Origin of the sequence: Providencia huaxiensis (assembly GCF_002843235.3) — a bacterium.
GTDB classification, from domain to species: Bacteria; Pseudomonadota; Gammaproteobacteria; order Enterobacterales; family Enterobacteriaceae; genus Providencia; species Providencia huaxiensis.
In genome coordinates this window covers 3,816,124-3,834,664 of record NZ_CP031123.2, presented here as the reverse complement: position 1 = coordinate 3,834,664, position 18,541 = coordinate 3,816,124, and the positions used below count along the sequence as shown (strand labels likewise).

Sequence of the window (18,541 nt, the reverse complement as noted above, 5' to 3'; positions counted from 1 at the left end):
AATCAGTCCAGTTATGCTGTGAAAAAGCATACTGGACTTTTGTTATGGCTAAAGCAAACTCTTCATTTTCTGAAGTGCAAATTGCCCGTCGTATTAAAGAGGGGCGTGGCCAAGGGCATGGTAAAGACTATATTCCATGGCTAACAGTACAAGAAGTTCCTTCTTCAGGTCGTTCCCACCGTATTTATTCTCATAAGACGGGACGAGTCCATCATTTGCTATCTGACTTAGAGCTTGCTGTTTTTCTCAGTCTTGAGTGGGAGAGCAGCGTGCTAGATATACGCGAGCAGTTCCCCTTATTACCTAGTGATACCAGGCAGATTGCAATAGATAGTGGTATTAAGCATCCTGTTATTCGTGGTGTAGATCAGGTTATGTCTACTGATTTTTTAGTGGACTGCAAAGATGGTCCTTTTGAGCAGTTTGCTATTCAAGTCAAACCTGCAGCAGCCTTACAAGACGAGCGTACCTTAGAAAAACTAGAACTAGAGCGTCGCTATTGGCAGCAAAAGCAAATTCCTTGGTTCATTTTTACTGATAAAGAAATAAATCCCGTAGTAAAAGAAAATATTGAATGGCTTTATTCAGTGAAAACAGAAGAAGTTTCTGCGGAGCTTTTAGCACAACTATCCCCATTGGCCCATATCCTGCAAGAAAAAGGAGATGAAAACATTATCAATGTCTGTAAGCAGGTTGATATTGCTTATGATTTGGAGTTAGGCAAAACATTGAGTGAGATACGAGCCTTAACCGCAAATGGTTTTATTAAGTTCAATATTTATAAGTCTTTCAGGGCAAATAAGTGTGCAGATCTCTGTATTAGCCAAGTAGTGAATATGGAGGAGTTGCGCTATGTGGCAAATTAATGAGGTTGTGCTATTTGATAATGATCCGTATCGCATTTTGGCTATAGAGGATGGCCAAGTTGTCTGGATGCAAATAAGCGCTGATAAAGGAGTTCCACAAGCTAGGGCTGAGTTGTTGCTAATGCAGTATTTAGATGAAGGCCGCTTAGTTAGAACTGATGACCCTTATGTACATCTTGATTTAGAAGAGCCGTCTGTAGATTCTGTCAGCTTCCAGAAGCGCGAGGAGGATTATCGAAAAATTCTTCCTATTATTAATAGTAAGGATCGTTTCGACCCTAAAGTCAGAAGCGAACTCGTTGAGCATGTGGTCCAAGAACATAAGGTTACTAAGGCTACAGTTTATAAGTTGTTACGCCGTTACTGGCAGCGTGGTCAAACGCCTAATGCATTAATTCCTGACTACAAAAACAGCGGTGCACCAGGGGAAAGACGTTCAGCGACAGGAACAGCAAAGATTGGCCGAGCCAGAGAATATGGTAAGGGTGAAGGAACCAAGGTAACGCCCGAGATTGAACGCCTTTTTAGGTTGACCATAGAAAAGCACCTGTTAAATCAAAAAGGTACAAAGACCACCGTTGCCTATAGACGATTTGTGGACTTGTTTGCTCAGTATTTTCCTCGCATTCCCCAAGAGGATTACCCAACACTACGTCAGTTTCGTTATTTTTATGATCGAGAATACCCTAAAGCTCAGCGCTTAAAGTCTAGAGTTAAAGCAGGGGTATATAAAAAAGACGTACGACCCTTAAGTAGTACAGCCACTTCTCAGGCGTTAGGCCCTGGGAGTCGTTATGAGATTGATGCCACGATTGCTGATATTTATTTAGTGGATCATCATGATCGCCAAAAAATCATAGGAAGACCAACGCTTTACATTGTGATTGATGTGTTTAGTCGGATGATCACGGGCTTTTATATCGGCTTTGAAAATCCGTCTTATGTGGTGGCGATGCAGGCTTTTGTAAATGCTTGCTCTGACAAAACGGCCATTTGTGCCCAGCATGATATTGAGATTAGTAGCTCAGACTGGCCGTGTGTAGGTTTGCCAGATGTGTTGCTAGCGGACCGTGGCGAATTAATGAGTCATCAGGTCGAAGCCTTAGTTTCTAGTTTTAATGTGCGAGTGGAAAGTGCTCCACCTAGACGTGGCGATGCTAAAGGCATAGTGGAAAGCACTTTTAGAACACTACAAGCCGAGTTTAAGTCCTTTGCACCTGGCATTGTAGAGGGCAGTCGGATCAAAAGCCATGGTGAAACAGACTATAGGTTAGATGCATCTCTGTCGGTATTTGAGTTCACACAAATTATTTTGCGTACGATCTTATTCAGAAATAACCATCTGGTGATGGATAAATACGATCGAGATGCTGATTTTCCTACAGATTTACCGTCTATTCCTGTCCAGCTATGGCAATGGGGTATGCAGCATCGTACAGGTAGTTTAAGGGCTGTGGAGCAAGAGCAGTTGCGAGTAGCGTTACTGCCTCGCCGAAAGGTCTCTATTTCTTCATTTGGCGTTAATTTGTGGGGTTTGTATTACTCGGGGTCAGAGATTCTGCGTGAGGGTTGGTTGCAGCGGAGCACTGATATAGCTAGACCTCAACATTTAGAAGCGGCTTATGACCCAGTGCTGGTTGATACGATTTATTTGTTTCCGCAAGTTGGCAGCCGTGTATTTTGGCGCTGTAATCTGACGGAACGTAGTCGGCAGTTTAAAGGTCTCTCATTTTGGGAGGTTTGGGATATACAAGCACAAGAAAAACACAATAAAGCCAATGCGAAGCAGGATGAGTTAACTAAACGCAGGGAGCTTGAGGCGTTTATTCAGCAAACCATTCAGAAAGCGAATAAGTTAACGCCCAGTACTACTGAGCCCAAATCAACACGCATTAAGCAGATTAAAACTAATAAAAAAGAAGCCGTGACCTCGGAGCGTAAAAAACGTGCGGAGCATTTGAAGCCAAGCTCTTCAGGTGATGAGGCTAAAGTTATTCCTTTCAACGCAGTGGAAGCGGATGATCAAGAAGATTACAGCCTACCCACATACGTGCCTGAATTATTTCAGGATCCACCAGAAAAGGATGAGTCATGAGTGCTACCCGGATTCAAGCAGTTTATCGTGATACGGGGGTAGAGGCTTATCGTGATAATCCTTTTATCGAGGCCTTACCACCATTACAAGAGTCAGTGAATAGTGCTGCATCACTGAAATCCTCTTTACAGCTTACTTCCTCTGACTTGCAAAAGTCCCGTGTTATCAGAGCTCATACCATTTGTCGTATTCCAGATGACTATTTTCAGCCATTAGGTACGCATTTGCTACTAAGTGAGCGTATTTCGGTCATGATTCGAGGTGGCTACGTAGGCAGAAATCCTAAAACAGGAGATTTACAAAAGCATTTACAAAATGGTTATGAGCGTGTTCAAACGGGAGAGTTGGAGACATTTCGCTTTGAGGAGGCACGATCTACGGCACAAAGCTTATTGTTAATTGGTTGTTCTGGTAGTGGGAAGACGACCTCTCTTCATCGTATTCTAGCCACGTATCCTCAGGTGATTTACCATCGTGAACTCAATGTAGAGCAGGTGGTGTATTTGAAAATAGACTGCTCGCATAATGGTTCGCTAAAAGAAATCTGCTTGAATTTTTTCAGAGCGTTGGATCGAGCCTTGGGCTCGAACTATGAGCGTCGTTATGGCTTAAAACGTCATGGTATAGAAACCATGTTGGCTTTGATGTCGCAAATAGCCAATGCACATGCTTTAGGGTTGTTGGTTATTGATGAAATTCAGCATTTAAGCCGCTCTCGTTCGGGTGGATCTCAAGAGATGCTGAACTTTTTTGTGACGATGGTGAATATTATTGGCGTACCAGTGATGTTGATTGGTACCCCTAAAGCACGAGAGATTTTTGAGGCTGATTTGCGGTCTGCACGTAGAGGGGCAGGGTTTGGAGCTATATTCTGGGATCCTATACAACAAACGCAACGTGGAAAGCCCAATCAAGAGTGGATCGCTTTTACGGATAATCTTTGGCAATTACAGCTTTTACAACGCAAAGATGCGCTGTTATCGGATGAGGTCCGTGATGTGTGGTATGAGCTAAGCCAAGGAGTGATGGACATTGTAGTAAAACTTTTTGTACTCGCTCAGCTCCGTGCGCTAGCTTTAGGCAATGAGCGTATTACCGCTGGTTTATTGCGGCAAGTGTATCAAGATGAGTTAAAGCCTGTGCACCCCATGCTAGAGGCATTACGCTCGGGTATCCCAGAACGCATTGCTCGTTATTCTGATCTAGTCGTTCCCGAGATTGATAAACGGTTAATCCAACTTCAGCTAGATATCGCAGCGATACAAGAACAAACACCAGAAGAAAAAGCCCTTCAAGAGTTAGATACCGAAGATCAGCGTCATTTATATCTGATGTTGAAAGAGGATTACGATTCAAGCCTGTTAATTCCCACTATTAAAAAAGCGTTTAGCCAGAATCCAACGATGACAAGACAAAAGTTACTGCCTCTTGTTTTGCAGTGGTTGATGGAAGGCGAAACGGTAGTGTCAGAACTAGAAAAGCCCTCCAAGAGTAAAAAGGTTTCGGCTATAAAGGTAGTCAAGCCCAGCGACTGGGATAGCTTGCCTGATACGGATTTACGTTATATCTATTCACAACGCCAACCTGAAAAAACCATGCATGAACGGTTAAAAGGGAAAGGGGTAATAGTGGATATGGCGAGCTTATTTAAACAAGCAGGTTAGCCATGAGAAACTTTCCTGTTCCGTACTCGAATGAGCTGATTTATAGCACTATTGCACGGGCAGGCGTTTATCAAGGGATTGTTAGTCCTAAGCAGCTGTTGGATGAGGTGTATGGCAACCGCAAGGTGGTCGCTACCTTAGGTCTGCCCTCGCATTTAGGTGTGATAGCAAGACATCTACATCAAACAGGACGTTACGCTGTTCAGCAGCTTATTTATGAGCATACCTTATTCCCTTTATATGCTCCGTTTGTAGGCAAGGAGCGCCGAGACGAAGCTATTCGGTTAATGGAGTACCAAGCGCAAGGTGCGGTGCATTTAATGCTAGGAGTCGCTGCTTCTAGAGTTAAGAGCGATAACCGCTTTAGATACTGCCCTGATTGCGTTGCTCTTCAGCTAAATAGGTATGGGGAAGCCTTTTGGCAACGAGATTGGTATTTGCCCGCTTTGCCATATTGTCCAAAACACGGTGCTTTAGTCTTCTTTGATAGAGCTGTAGATGATCACCGACATCAATTTTGGGCTTTGGGTCATACTGAGCTGCTTTCAGACTACCCCAAAGACTCCCTATCTCAATTAACAGCACTAGCTGCTTATATAGCCCCTCTGTTAGATGCTCCACGAGCGCAAGAGCTTTCCCCAAGCCTTGAGCAGTGGACGCTGTTTTATCAGCGCTTAGCGCAGGATCTAGGGCTAACCAAAAGCAAGCACATTCGTCATGACTTGGTGGCGGAGAGAGTGAGGCAGACTTTTAGTGATGAGGCACTAGAGAAACTGGATTTAAAGTTGGCAGAGAACAAGGACACGTGTTGGCTGAAAAGTATATTCCGTAAGCATAGAAAAGCCTTTAGTTATTTACAGCATAGTATTGTGTGGCAAGCCTTATTGCCAAAACTAACGGTTATAGAAGCGCTACAGCAGGCAAGTGCTCTTACTGAGCACTCTATAACGACAAGACCTGTTAGCCAGTCTGTGCAACCTAACTCTGAAGATTTATCTGTTAAGCATAAAGACTGGCAGCAACTAGTGCATAAATACCAAGGAATTAAGGCGGCAAGACAGTCTTTAGAGGGTGGGGTGCTATACGCTTGGCTTTACCGACATGACAGGGATTGGCTAGTTCACTGGAATCAACAGCATCAACAAGAGCGTCTGGCACCCGCCCCTAGAGTTGATTGGAACCAAAGAGATCGAATTGCTGTACGACAACTATTAAGAATCATAAAGCGTCTAGATAGTAGCCTTGATCACCCAAGAGCGACATCGAGCTGGCTGTTAAAGCAAACTCCTAACGGAACCTCTCTTGCAAAAAATCTACAGAAACTGCCTTTGGTAGCGCTTTGCTTAAAGCGTTACTCAGAGAGTGTGGAAGATTATCAAATTAGACGGATTAGCCAAGCTTTTATTAAGCTTAAACAGGAAGATGTTGAGCTTAGGCGCTGGCGATTATTAAGAAGTGCAACGTTATCTAAAGAGCGGATAACTGAGGAAGCACAAAGATTCTTGGAAATGGTTTATGGGGAAGAGTGAGTGGTTAGGCTAGCTACATTTAATGACAATGTGCAGGTTGTACATATTGGTCATTTATTCCGTAACTCGGGTCATAAGGAGTGGCGTATTTTTGTTTGGTTTAATCCAATGCAAGAACGGAAATGGACTCGATTTACTCATTTGCCTTTATTAAGTCGAGCTAAGGTGGTTAACAGTACAACAAAGCAAATAAATAAGGCGGATCGTGTGATTGAGTTTGAAGCATCGGATCTTCAACGAGCCAAAATAATCGATTTTCCTAATCTCTCGTCCTTTGCTTCCGTACGCAACAAGGATGGAGCGCAGAGTTCATTTATTTACGAAGCTGAAACACCATATAGCAAGACTCGTTATCACATCCCACAGTTAGAGCTAGCTCGGTCATTATTTTTAATTAACTCCTATTTCTGTCGAAGCTGTTTGAGCAGTACCGCTTTACAGCAAGAGTTCGACGTTCAGTATGAGGTTGAGCGAGATCATTTAGAGATAAGGATCTTACCCAGTTCATCGTTTCCTAAAGGGGCGTTAGAGCAGTCGGCCGTAGTGCAGCTTTTGGTTTGGTTGTTTTCGGATCAAGATGTTATGGATTCGTATGAAAGTATTTTTAGGCACTATCAACAAAATAGAGAAATTAAGAACGGCGTTGAAAGCTGGTGCTTTAGCTTTGACCCTCCGCCCATGCAGGGTTGGAAATTACATGTAAAAGGACGTTCTTCTAACGAGGATAAGGATTATTTAGTTGAGGAAATAGTAGGTTTAGAAATCAACGCTATGCTTCCTAGCACAACAGCTATTAGCCATGCCTCTTTTCAGGAAAAGGAGGCAGGTGATGGTAGTACGCAGCACATAGCGGTTTCAACAGAGTCAGTTGTTGATGATGAGCATCTACAGTTGGACGATGAGGAAACAGCCAATATAGACACAGACACACGAGTCATAGAGGCTGAGCCGACATGGATAAGTTTTAGTAGACCTAGTCGAATTGAAAAATCTCGCAGGGCAAGAAAAAGTAGCCAAACTATTTTAGAAAAAGAAGAAGCAACAACAAGTGAAAATAGTAATTTGGTTAGTACTGATGAGCCACACTTAGGTGGTGTCCTAGCAGCGGCAGATGTGGGTGGGAAGCAGGATGCAACCAATTACAACTCTATTTTTGCTAATCGATTTGCTGCTTTTGATGAGCTACTTTCAATTCTAAAAACTAAATTTGCATGTCGGGTGCTTTTTGAAGAAACCTTGGTTTTGCCAAAAGTTGGGCGTAGCCGATTACATCTGTGTAAAGATGGCTCACCAAGAGTGATTAAAGCCGTTGGGGTGCAACGTAATGGCAGTGAATTTGTATTGCTAGAGGTGGATGCATCGGATGGGGTGAAAATGCTTTCTACCAAAGTGTTGAGTGGCGTTGATAGCGAAACATGGCGGAATGATTTTGAAAAGATACGGCGTGGAGTGGTGAAGAGCTCATTGAATTGGCCAAATAGTTTGTTTGATCAATTATATGGACAAGACGGGCATAGAGGGGTGAATCATCCAAAGGGGTTGGGGGAGCTGCAAGTATCGAGAGAGGATATGGAAGGGTGGGCTGAGAGAGTGGTTAGAGAGCAATTTACGCATTAAAGGAATGACTGAAAGAGCCTGTAAACCCTTTTGTGTAAGTGCTTTTGCCGGTCAGTTAAAGGTGGCCATTTAAACGGTCACCAAATTCGATCATAAAACGGTTCATGGCCGGCTTCCAGTTGCGGATCGGCATCGTCCATTTCTTGGTCGCCGCCTGGATAGCCAGGTACACCACCTTCATCGCTGATTCGTCCGTAGGGAACACCTTGAGTTCATATTAATGGAATTTTCTACAAATAGCCTCCGTGGTTTTGAGGGGGGATTACAGACGATCCATAGTAGTAATCCAATGAGTTCTTGAGCGCGGCGACATGTTTGGACGCCTTGGCAAAAATTAGAGCCTGCTTGAAGTGCAGGCGAGCACGTGCTTGGACGATTGATCCATTCGCGGTCAAAAACTCAATCTTGGATGACAGCGTGTCAGGAAATCCAATATCGAAGTCCCGCCCCGTGTCAAAGTAGGGCATTTCATGATCAAAGGACGAAGCTTCCCAGGCCACTTCCCTAATATTCCAGCCGCTAGAAACAAGATTTCGTACGACTTCATCAACTTTTTTGCTTTCCAACTTGTCACAAAGTGCATAGGCAAGAGCTTTGGCGGCAGACACGTGCGTTTCCTCTTAAACATAGGTCGAACGGATACCCGAGGCAAAGCGGAGCATTAGTCCCAAAGCATCTCCGGTAGATCCGGAGGCTCCATACTGAAGGCATGGCATCTTGGGCATTGATATTTGAAACTTCTCTCTAGATAGCAGGGATTTCTTGGCCTTGCCTCATGCTGATAGCTTGTAAATATCACACGATCCTTAGCCCCACAAAGTGAGCATACTCCGTAGCTTTCATTTATAGAAATCGTCGTTAGATTGTCGCAGCATGTGCACGTTCCGACTATTTGCTCAGGAAGCATCGCCATACCTTGGCCTAGGTAAAGAAGATCAGACTCGTAGCCACATCGGTGGCAACTGAGCTTGTACGCAATGCCCATCTGGTTGTCTCACCTGAATCGTAACGTCAGAGCTATTCATCCATCCATTCGGCATCAATGTATGCCACTAAGCCGACCAGCTGACCGTTTGGACTGAAGTATGTTGCCTGCACCCCACTTGACATCTCATCAATACCACCGCACTGCGCTAGGCGCCGGTCCCACTTGCCCACAGAAGCGTCAGGATCGGCTGAGTTCCCCAAGACCCTTGTGAGCCATGCCTCCTTTAACTCAACCTCTCGAATGATTGCGTCGGCCAGCTCCTCCGCGTTATCTAGTTCGACATAGTCTGGAATTCGGACGTACGTTCTGAACACAGCTGGATACTTACTTGGGCGATTGTCATACATGACATCAACAATGTACCCGTTTGTGTAACCGTCTCTTGGAGGTTCGTATGACACTAGTGGTTCCCCTCAGCTTGCGACTAGATGTTGAGGCCTAACATTTTATTAGAGAGCAGGCTAGTTGCTTAGATACATGATCTTCAGGCCGTTATCTGTCAGGGCAAGCGAAAATTGGCCATTTATGACGACCAATGCCCCGCAGAAGCTCCCATCTTTGCCGCCATAGACGCCGCGCCCCCCTTTTGGGGTGTAGAACATCCTTTTGCCAGATGTGGAAAAGAAGTTCGTTGTCCCATTGTTGGCAATGACGTAGTAGCCGGCGAAAGTGCGAGACCCATTTGCGCTATATATAAGCCTACGATTTCCGTTGCGACTATTGTCGTAATTGGATGAACTATTATCGTAGTTGCTCTCAGAGTTGTCGTAATTTGATGGACTATTGTCGTAATTGCTTATGGAGTTGTCGTAGTTGCTTGGAGAAATGTCGTAGTTGGATGGGGAGTAGTCATAGGGAAGACGAGCTTCATCCACTAAAACAATTGGCAGGTCAGCAAGTGCCTGCCCCGATGCCATCGCAAGTACGAGGCTTAGAACCACCTTCAACAGATCGCGCATAGTCTTCCCCAGCTCTCTAACGCTTGAGTTAAGCCGCGCCGCGAAGCGGCGTCGGCTTGAACGAATTGTTAGACATTATTTGCCGACTACCTTGGTGATCTCGCCTTTCACGTAGTGAACAAATTCTTCCAACTGATCTGCGCGCGAGGCCAAGCGATCTTCTTGTCCAAGATAAGCCTGCCTAGCTTCAAGTATGACGGGCTGATACTGGGCCGGCAGGCGCTCCATTGCCCAGTCGGCAGCGACATCCTTCGGCGCGATTTTGCCGGTTACTGCGCTGTACCAAATGCGGGACAACGTAAGCACTACATTTCGCTCATCGCCAGCCCAGTCGGGCGGCGAGTTCCATAGCGTTAAGGTTTCATTTAGCGCCTCAAATAGATCCTGTTCAGGAACCGGATCAAAGAGTTCCTCCGCCGCTGGACCTACCAAGGCAACGCTATGTTCTCTTGCTTTTGTCAGCAAGATAGCCAGATCAATGTCGATCGTGGCTGGCTCGAAGATACCTGCAAGAATGTCATTGCGCTGCCATTCTCCAAATTGCAGTTCGCGCTTAGCTGGATAACGCCACGGAATGATGTCGTCGTGCACAACAATGGTGACTTCTACAGCGCGGAGAATCTCGCTCTCTCCAGGGGAAGCCGAAGTTTCCAAAAGGTCGTTGATCAAAGCTCGCCGCGTTGTTTCATCAAGCCTTACGGTCACCGTAACCAGCAAATCAATATCACTGTGTGGCTTCAGGCCGCCATCCACTGCGGAGCCGTACAAATGTACGGCCAGCAACGTCGGTTCGAGATGGCGCTCGATGACGCCAACTACCTCTGATAGTTGAGTCGATACTTCGGCGATCACCGCTTCCCTCATGATGTTTAACTCCTGAATTAAGCCGCGCCGCGAAGCGGTGTCGGCTTGAATGAATTGTTAGGCGTCATCCTGTGCTCCCGAGAACCAGTACCAGTACATCGCTGTTTCGTTCGAGACTTGAGGTCTAGTTTTATACGTGAACAGGTCAATGCCGCCGAGAGTAAAGCCACATTTTGCGTACAAATTGCAGGCAGGTACATTGTTCGTTTGTGTCTCTAATCGTATGCCAAGGAGCTGTCTGCTTAGTGCCCACTTTTTCGCAAATTCGATGAGACTGTGCGCGACTCCTTTGCCTCGGTGCGTGTGCGACACAACAATGTGTTCGATAGAGGCTAGATCGTTCCATGTTGAGTTGAGTTCAATCTTCCCGACAAGCTCTTGGTCGATGAATGCGCCATAGCAAGCAGAGTCTTCATCAGAGTCATCATCCGAGATGTAATCCTTCCGGTAGGGGCTCACACTTCTGGTAGATAGTTCAAAGCCTTGGTCGGATAGGTGCACATCGAACACTTCACGAACAATGAAATGGTTCTCAGCATCCAATGTTTCCGCCACCTGCTCAGGGATCACCGAAATCTTCATATGACGCCTAACGCCTGGCACAGCGGATCGCAAACCTGGCGCGGCTTTTGGTACAAAAGGCGTGACAGGTTTGCGAATCCGTTGCTGCCACTTGTTAACCCTTTTGCCAGATTTGGTAACTATAATTTATGTTAGAGGCGAAGTCTTGGGTAAAAACTGGCCTAAAATTGCTGGGGATTTCAGGAAAGTAAACATCACCTTCCGGCTCGATGTCTATTGTAGATATATGTAGTGTATCTACTTGATCGATCAGGCTTTTGTATATCTCCCCACCACCTGAAACAATGACATGATCCGTTATTTTCTTTAGGTTGGTTAAAGCATCTTTAATTGATGGAAAGATCAATACGTTCTCATTGTCAGATGTAAAACTTGAACGTGTTACGACCGCATACTTTCGGTTGGGTAATGCTCCCATTGATTCAAAAGTCTTGCGTCCAACCAACAGCCATTGGTTATAGGTAATAGCTTTAAACAGGAGCTGTTCACCTTTGGCACTCCATGGAATATCAGGGCCATTCCCGATAACTCCATTCTTCGATATAGCTACCATTAGTGATAGTTTCACAATTCTTCCTCAGAGGTTAACATTTTATTAGTAAGCATGCTCGTTTTGTCACCCGCTGATGCTTACCGTTAATTAATATAATCACTTGTATTAAATAGACTTTCTTTAAAAATACAAGACACTCTGTTATTACAAATCGTGCATGCCGTCTATCCTGCTTGCACGATGCACATTATCTCACCCAAAGAACTCATAACATTTTAATTTATTTAGCATTAAATTAAAACTCTACCGGTAAACAAGCATCTCTAGGCGTAAAAAACAGGCACTTTTTTAAATCCCAGCTAGAATAGGCTGTATAGGCAGACAGTTGCAAGACAAGGAGCGTTTTATGTCTAACAGTCCATTTTTAAATTCTATACGCACGGATATGCGACAAAAAGGTTATGCGCTGAAAACTGAAAAAACTTACCTGCACTGGATTAAGCGTTTTATTCTGTTTCACAAAAAACGTCATCCTCAGACCATGGGCAGTGAAGAGGTCAGGCTGTTTTTATCCAGCTTAGCAAACAGCAGACATGTAGCCATAAACACGCAGAAAATCGCTTTAAATGCCCTAGCTTTTTTGTACAACAGGTTTTTACAACAGCCGTTGGGCGATATTGATTATATCCCTGCAAGCAAGCCTAGACGGCTACCCTCTGTTATCTCTGCAAATGAAGTGCAACGCATTTTGCAGGTTATGGATACTCGCAACCAAGTTATTTTTACGCTGCTGTATGGTGCAGGTTTGCGCATTAATGAATGCTTGCGTTTGCGGGTTAAAGATTTTGATTTTGATAATGGCTGCATCACTGTGCATGACGGTAAGGGTGGGAAAAGCAGAAACAGCCTACTGCCCACGCGCCTAATCCCAGCAATAAAATAACTCATTGAGCAAGCGCGGCTTATTCAGCAAGACGACAACTTACAAGGCGTAGGGCCATCGCTGCCTTTTGCTTTAGATCACAAATACCCTTCTGCTTATCGACAAGCGGCGTGGATGTTTGTCTTTCCCTCCAGCACGCTCTGCAACCACCCGTATAACGGCAAATTATGCCGCCATCATCTGCATGACTCCGTTGCGCGAAAGGCATTGAAGGCAGCCGTACAAAAAGCAGGCATCGTTAGCAAGCGTGTCACTTGTCATACATTTCGTCACTCGTTTGCTACGCATCTATTACAAGCGGGGCGTGATATTCGCACTGTGCAAGAACTCTTAGGGCATAACGATGTTAAGACCACGCAAATCTATACGCATGTGTTGGGTCAGCATTTTGCCGGCACCACCAGTCCTGCGGATGGACTGATGCTACTTATCAATCAGTAAAAGTAGATAAATATCTTTATGTAGCCCTGAGTAGCCCCTGATACTTTTTATGGTGAAAAAGATAAACAATCATAGAGGGGATAAATATGAGCCAGTTCTACCATTGTTCAGATAAGTTTAAGCAAGATACTGTCAATCACAGTGACCATTCATGGTCATTACACTTCCTCCAGTTGCCAGACAATGCCTAACATAAAAACGCAAAAGCCCAAAAGTCAGAGCTTAGGTGTTCTAGGCGTTTTCTAAGCGCTGAAGAAATACGTCTTACCGTAGATTGCGTGCGTTTCTGAAGCACATTTTCCTTATACATGGCTTTATCCCAGGCAGCTTCATCAAGCTCTTGGAGTAACAAGCCAGTAATAATGCGACACTCTCGGGTTTGTAGCGAGCCGCTGGTGAGATCGGAGTTATAGCGGAAAGGGGTCATTTGTAATTATTTGTGGGTGGAGGATAGTTAACTTATTATTGTAGTTGGAAGAGGCTGCTTTCCAAACATTAGCACCTCGTAATGCTTGTTACTGTATATTAATTTATGCTCTTAGCGCATGTTAATGGGCTATTACAATGCATAATGTCCACATCAAGATAACTGTGGCTTAACACCTGTACAAGCGAAAAAAATCAATCACCTGTCCGGAAATACGGGATCACTGTAAAGTGTTGGTGAGGCAGTCTAGGAGGGGGATTTAATTTGGGATACTGATGAAAGGATTATGATCAGTTGGATATAGGATCGTACTAAGCTGAGCGGCAGGTTAGCTAGATTAGTTAACCAGATAAGTGAAATCTAGTTCCAAACTATTTTGTCATTTTTAATTTTCGTATTAGCTTACGACGCTACACCCAGTTCCCATCTATTTTGTCACTCTTCCCTAAATAATCCTTAAAAACTCCATTTCCACCCCTCCCAGTTCCCAACTATTTTGTCCGCCCACAGGCTCATTATTTAACCGTAATGAGCCTTTTTGTTTTTTTGTCATAATATAATTTCTATTTTTTGTTTTTTTTAATATAACATAATAAAAAACAAGGAAATAAAAATATGGAAATTATATTTATTGATGTTATTGATAAGGAATATGAATTTGTATGCCAACTATATTGGCAGGTTGAAGAAAATGGCCGATTTTCATATTCAATGATTAAGATAGAAGAAAAAACACAATTAAAATCTAAAGAGATAAAAGCTATTGTGGCTAAAAGCTGCAAAGCTTATTGTTTAAAGCTAAAATGTGTGGCTTGTGGTGAAAAAGAATCTTTACGAGATAGAAGCCATTTTTCACATTTAAGTAATTTTGAACATATTTGTGTTGATTGTATTCGTATAGAGAATGAGAAAGAAAGGCAAGAAAAAATTGAATATATTGATAATTTATTATTTTTAAAAAAAGAGAACGCTTTAAGTATAAATGATCTTTCTTTTGAAAATAGTGTTTTTTTACTTGCGCTTATACGGTGTTGTGCTGATGAAAACTTAATGTATTTAGATAGCCTTGATAATCAGATGTATGAAAAATTAACACCGAATTATAAGTTTGATCTGTTAATCATAGAACAGCTTTATGCTGCTGGTGTGATTGCAGTAAGTTCAGTTACTGACTTAAAATATATAAATGTTAGTGAAAATTATATTTGTTTTAATAATAAATTTATGTGCTGGGAAGTTCTTATTAAAGAAACTGATAATTTATCTTCGACTATTGACCTACTAGAGGGGAAATTAGCTAATATCTATTACTTACAAAAAAATAAAAAATCACTAATTGAATTATGTAAGAAAAATAATTTATTTGAGTGTTTTTTTTATTTAAATCATGAAATGGATGAATATAGTTTTACATCTTTTCAGATTGGTGAAAAAACGACAAAGAATATCACCTATTTATTAGAAAACTTATCTGTTGGGCAAGTTTTCTATATTATATCTAAAACGGTTACCGATGCTTTTGTGTATCACCAAAAAAAATCGACTAAAATCAATAAAGGGAAAGCTGCGAACTCTGTTGTTGATGCAATGAAGCGAATGCATGAAAGGTATCTAGCTAATGGATGGTCGATCTATTCAAAATATCGGCCTCGTCATTGCCCTCAATCAGTACTTTGTCAGGTTTTATTTGTGTTTATCTTGCAAACAGATGATGGCGGTATTCATAAATCGTTAAAGCAAATTATAACTGACGATGATAAGGGGATTTTCTTGAATAATTAAAACTGATTTTATGTCTTTCCATAATAGTTTAGTCATTCATTTTCCTGCATCAGGGCCATTTTTCGTGCAAAAAAATGGCCCTATGTCGTGGAATAATATTGTTTGTAAGGTTGTTATTTCACTTTTTTTTCAATTTTGGTAAAAGATTTTCTATTTCAGGGTAATAGAGAGGTTTTATTTCAGTAGCTCCAAGTGGTTTTCTGATAAATTTATTTTTATATATTTTACGTATTTCCAATGTTTCTAATGAAGGGTAGCGCTTTAATTTAGTTGGTTGTGCTACGAGGTCAGCATCAATAACATATTTTTTTCCATTACTATCCATTTTAACATTGCCGTTAGAACCATAATCAAACATGATGCGTCCTCTTTGTTTAACAAAATCATAAGCATCATCATCGTTAATATTTTCTCCTGAGATGTACTTTGTAATTAAAACATCTTTTCCCTTATTCAAAGTTACTGCTCTTGAAAAATGAGTATTTCTGTTTAATTCATTGAGTATAGAGGAACAGCGATTTACATTGCTGTGAGGATTGATTTCATAGGCATCATAAAAGGGGACTTTAATAACAAAATTTCCAACACGGTAGGCTGTACCATAAACTCCGTGGCCTAATGAATTGGTTACGTTGAGGTATAAATTTGTAGGTTTTCTTTTTCCTATCGTATTTAATGGACCTTGGTAAATATAACCTTTTTTATCTATTGCTATAAAATAGATATTTTCCTCTTTTATTCTTCTAACGAAAGAATCGATCGATTTGATATCTTCTAGTTTGGTTCTACTTACAGGTGTTATCGGTTCTTGTTTTTTATTTAAAGGAGAGGTTTTTTTATCTTTTGATGCAAGATAGGGAACGTTAACATTAAATTTATATTCTTTTTTATAACTAGGCTGATTAAATTTTAAATCGCCATCATTTTTTGATTTTACATTTTTTATATTATCTATTATGAAATTTTTATTCGTTTTTTGAGGTTGATAATAATATTTATGGCTTGGAACTGTAGTGGTAATTATTTTTCTCATGATAACCTCCATTTGGATATTTGATCCAATAATATTGGATTAGGAGATTATTTATTTAAAAAAATGATACTATGAATGACTTTTTAATAAACTTTCTAAATCACTAAATATAGATTGCCATTCATTATCATCAATTTCCATGAATCCCATATAGCGCAGCATAAAAGCGCCTTCAGTGGCTAGAAAAACAATTCTGGCCTGTTTACCTTTTTCTGTTGAGGTGTCTAACTTAGCAAGCCGTTCACGGTACCAAATACGCGTACTTTCCAGATATTCAGGGGTTTGTAATAAGGATGCCATTAAAGAAGCGCCTTTTGCCATCGAGACTTTGTCGTGCTGGTGGGTCGCTTGCATATGCGCAAAAATTTGCCCTTCAGGGGAGTTATCTTGTTCAATTGTTTGATTGAAAATTTCATCATAGGACTGGCCCCAACGCTCAAACATTGCATCGATTAAGGCATCTTTATTGCCAAAACAGTACTGAACACCGCCTTTGGAAATCCCCATTGCTTTGGCGACTGCGTCGATAATGAGCGCTGTAGCGCCTTGCTGTAGAACAATGTCTTCAGCAGCATCAAGTAATTTTTCTCTATCGATTGTTCGTTGACGTCCCATTTAGAAAAACCTCTTTTCAATACGTACGTATGGATTTATATTGTAGCACGATCAGCACAGAAATCATGATCAAATAAACTCATTGAGAGAATTTTATGTTAACCGATTATAAGCGCTGGATAGTGCTTCTATTAGTTTCAAGTGTACTATTTCTTATCGTTATTGATGTCACTGTACTGTATACCGCTTTACCTAAATTAACCCATGATTTAGGCGCTACGTCATCTGAAAAACTGTGGATAATGAATGCTTACCCACTGGTGGTCGCTGGTTTATCACCTGCGGCAGGGATGCTAAGTGATAAAGTCGGTCACAAGCAAATGTTTTTGTTGGGGTTACCATTATTTGGTTTAGCTTCGTTGTGTGCAGCTTTTTCACCAACAGCAACCAGTTTAATTTTGTCTCGTGGCTTTTTGGCTGTAGGTGCTGCAGTAAGTATGCCTGCCACCCTTGCGATTGTAAGACATGTTTTTTTAGACCCGAAAGAAAGAGCTCTCGCTATTGGAATATGGTCGGCAGTTGCTTCAGGTGGCGCGGCTATTGGCCCTTTGATCGGCGGTATCTTACTTAACCACTTTTGGTGGGGCTCTGTTTTTCTCATTAATGTGCCGGTTGTTTTATTGGTTATTCCGTTTGCGTGTTATTTGATCCCTAAATGTGGCGGTAACAGCGATAAAAAAATCGACATTTTAGGTTCTATTTTAGTATTAATTGGTCTAATTGGTGTTATTTATGCGTTGAAGGAGCTCGGTAAACCTTATACTGATTGGCCTGCGGTATTGGTCTCGGGTGTTATTGGGGTTTTCTTTTTGGTGGTATTTAGAAATCGACAAGTTAAATCCACATCACCAATGATTGATTTTACGTTATTAAAGCACCCTAAATTCAATGCAGGGCTGATGATGGCGGTTTTATCCATTGTAGTTATTGTTGGTGTCGAGTTATTACTAAGTCAACGTCTACAGCTGGTTTTGGGTTATACCCCGTTTGAGGCAGCGTTATATATCATTCCAATTCCATTGGCTTCGGTGATAGCTGCGCCATTGGCAGGTATGTACCTTCATAAATTTGGTGAGGTAAAACTTACTGTTTTTGGGTTTACTTGTACGTTAATTGGTGTTGTTGGTTTAACGATGGTGTACCAAACCTCGACAGGTATTCTGTTACTTTCATTCCTCTTTTTGATAGGTTTTGGTTTGGGTGCTATTTTTACAACGGCTTCGACCACGGTGATGTTAAATGCCCCCGATGAAAAAGCAGGTATGGCGGCATCAATTGAAGAAATTGCTTATGAAATTGGCAGTGTTTTAGGCGTAACGTTTATGGGGGGACTAATGAGTGCTATCTATACGTTAAAACTTTCACTGCCTGAAGGTATAACCGTTAGTGATAAAGTTTATGACAGTATTGATGAAGCCTTATTAGTTTCCGAATCACTGCCAGCCAATAATGCATTTGCGTTGATAAATCAGGCCAATATTGCCTTTGACCATGCTTTCTTAGGGGTGATGGTAGCAACTATTTTTGTTCTGCTGATCAGTATTATTGTTCTGCCTTATTTTTTACGCTCCGAAAAGACATTAACGAGCTCATTAGATTGATTTGTCATTAAAGAGGGAGCTTTTGCTCCCTTTTACTCTTTT

The 18,541-nt window shown here is 42.0% G+C and carries 16 protein-coding genes and 2 pseudogenes; 8 read left to right on the top strand and 10 right to left on the bottom strand.

Features of this window, described 5'->3' with window-relative positions:
- Nucleotides 1-44 precede the first annotated feature (44 nt).
- From CYG50_RS19515 to CYG50_RS19495, 5 genes are read left to right on the top strand one after another with little or no spacing between them, the layout of a single operon-like run.
- A complete protein-coding gene (locus CYG50_RS19515) occupies nt 45-866 on the top strand; it encodes a TnsA endonuclease N-terminal domain-containing protein (protein WP_001029679.1) in 822 nt (273 codons plus the stop codon).
- A complete protein-coding gene (locus tag CYG50_RS19510; RefSeq protein WP_000267723.1) occupies nt 853-2,961 on the top strand; it encodes a TnsB C-terminal domain-containing protein in 2,109 nt (702 codons plus the stop codon). The genes CYG50_RS19515 and CYG50_RS19510 overlap by 14 nt, the downstream gene beginning before the upstream one ends.
- Nucleotides 2,958-4,625: an AAA family ATPase gene (locus tag CYG50_RS19505; RefSeq protein WP_001276994.1), complete on the top strand. Its 1,668-nt coding sequence runs from the start codon at nt 2,958-2,960 to the stop codon at nt 4,623-4,625. Before CYG50_RS19510 ends, CYG50_RS19505 begins: the two co-directional genes overlap by 4 nt.
- A gap of 2 nt (nt 4,626-4,627) precedes the next feature.
- Nucleotides 4,628-6,154: a TnsD family Tn7-like transposition protein gene (locus CYG50_RS19500; protein WP_001243518.1), complete on the top strand. Its 1,527-nt coding sequence runs from the start codon at nt 4,628-4,630 to the stop codon at nt 6,152-6,154.
- Nucleotides 6,155-7,771: a Tn7-like element transposition protein TnsE gene (locus CYG50_RS19495; protein ID WP_000251879.1), complete on the top strand. Its 1,617-nt coding sequence runs from the start codon at nt 6,155-6,157 to the stop codon at nt 7,769-7,771.
- 55 nt (nt 7,772-7,826) lie between these two features.
- On the opposite strand, the pseudogene CYG50_RS19490 reads toward CYG50_RS19495, so the two are convergent.
- The 7 genes and pseudogenes from CYG50_RS19490 to dfrA1 all read right to left on the bottom strand — a co-directional run.
- A pseudogene (locus CYG50_RS19490) lies at nt 7,827-7,979 on the bottom strand (IS256 family transposase); the annotation flags it as partial.
- A gap of 22 nt (nt 7,980-8,001) precedes the next feature.
- Complete coding sequence (locus CYG50_RS19485) at nt 8,002-8,379, bottom strand: hypothetical protein (RefSeq protein ID WP_001271300.1); 378 nt, start codon at nt 8,377-8,379, stop codon at nt 8,002-8,004.
- 409 nt (nt 8,380-8,788) lie between these two features.
- Complete coding sequence (locus tag CYG50_RS23675) at nt 8,789-8,929, bottom strand: hypothetical protein (protein ID WP_425326962.1); 141 nt, start codon at nt 8,927-8,929, stop codon at nt 8,789-8,791.
- A gap of 291 nt (nt 8,930-9,220) precedes the next feature.
- Nucleotides 9,221-9,718 carry a hypothetical protein gene (locus tag CYG50_RS19470; protein WP_001444089.1) on the bottom strand — a complete coding sequence of 166 codons (498 nt, stop codon included), beginning with the start codon at nt 9,716-9,718 and terminating at the stop codon, nt 9,221-9,223.
- A gap of 75 nt (nt 9,719-9,793) precedes the next feature.
- Nucleotides 9,794-10,582 carry an ANT(3'')-Ia family aminoglycoside nucleotidyltransferase AadA1 gene (gene aadA1 / locus CYG50_RS19465; protein ID WP_001206315.1) on the bottom strand — a complete coding sequence of 263 codons (789 nt, stop codon included), beginning with the start codon at nt 10,580-10,582 and terminating at the stop codon, nt 9,794-9,796.
- A 57-nt stretch (nt 10,583-10,639) separates the two neighbouring features.
- Complete coding sequence (gene sat2 / locus CYG50_RS19460; RefSeq protein WP_000704156.1) at nt 10,640-11,164, bottom strand: streptothricin N-acetyltransferase Sat2; 525 nt, start codon at nt 11,162-11,164, stop codon at nt 10,640-10,642.
- 94 nt (nt 11,165-11,258) lie between these two features.
- On the bottom strand, nt 11,259-11,732 hold the full coding sequence (gene dfrA1 / locus CYG50_RS19455; RefSeq protein WP_000777554.1) for a trimethoprim-resistant dihydrofolate reductase DfrA1: 474 nt from the start codon (nt 11,730-11,732) through the stop codon (nt 11,259-11,261).
- A gap of 331 nt (nt 11,733-12,063) precedes the next feature.
- Here dfrA1 and intI2 point away from each other — a divergent pair.
- Nucleotides 12,064-13,041: pseudogene (gene intI2 / locus CYG50_RS19450) on the top strand (class 2 integron integrase IntI2).
- Between the two features lie 187 nt (nt 13,042-13,228).
- Here the strand turns inward: intI2 and CYG50_RS19445 are convergent.
- On the bottom strand, nt 13,229-13,468 hold the full coding sequence (locus tag CYG50_RS19445; protein ID WP_001353740.1) for a BrxA family protein: 240 nt from the start codon (nt 13,466-13,468) through the stop codon (nt 13,229-13,231).
- A 615-nt stretch (nt 13,469-14,083) separates the two neighbouring features.
- On the opposite strand from CYG50_RS19445, the gene CYG50_RS19440 reads away from it, so the two are divergent.
- Nucleotides 14,084-15,250 carry a hypothetical protein gene (locus tag CYG50_RS19440; protein ID WP_102140071.1) on the top strand — a complete coding sequence of 389 codons (1,167 nt, stop codon included), beginning with the start codon at nt 14,084-14,086 and terminating at the stop codon, nt 15,248-15,250.
- A 118-nt stretch (nt 15,251-15,368) separates the two neighbouring features.
- Here the strand turns inward: CYG50_RS19440 and CYG50_RS19435 are convergent, their stop codons facing one another.
- Together CYG50_RS19435 and CYG50_RS19430 are read right to left on the bottom strand one after the other, a co-directional pair.
- A complete protein-coding gene (locus CYG50_RS19435) occupies nt 15,369-16,283 on the bottom strand; it encodes a hypothetical protein (RefSeq protein WP_102140070.1) in 915 nt (304 codons plus the stop codon).
- A gap of 69 nt (nt 16,284-16,352) precedes the next feature.
- On the bottom strand, nt 16,353-16,898 hold the full coding sequence (locus tag CYG50_RS19430) for a TetR/AcrR family transcriptional regulator (protein WP_102140069.1): 546 nt from the start codon (nt 16,896-16,898) through the stop codon (nt 16,353-16,355).
- A gap of 95 nt (nt 16,899-16,993) precedes the next feature.
- On the opposite strand from CYG50_RS19430, the gene CYG50_RS19425 reads away from it, so the two are divergent.
- Nucleotides 16,994-18,499: an MFS transporter gene (locus tag CYG50_RS19425; protein WP_102140068.1), complete on the top strand. Its 1,506-nt coding sequence runs from the start codon at nt 16,994-16,996 to the stop codon at nt 18,497-18,499.
- Nucleotides 18,500-18,541: the final 42 nt, after the last annotated feature.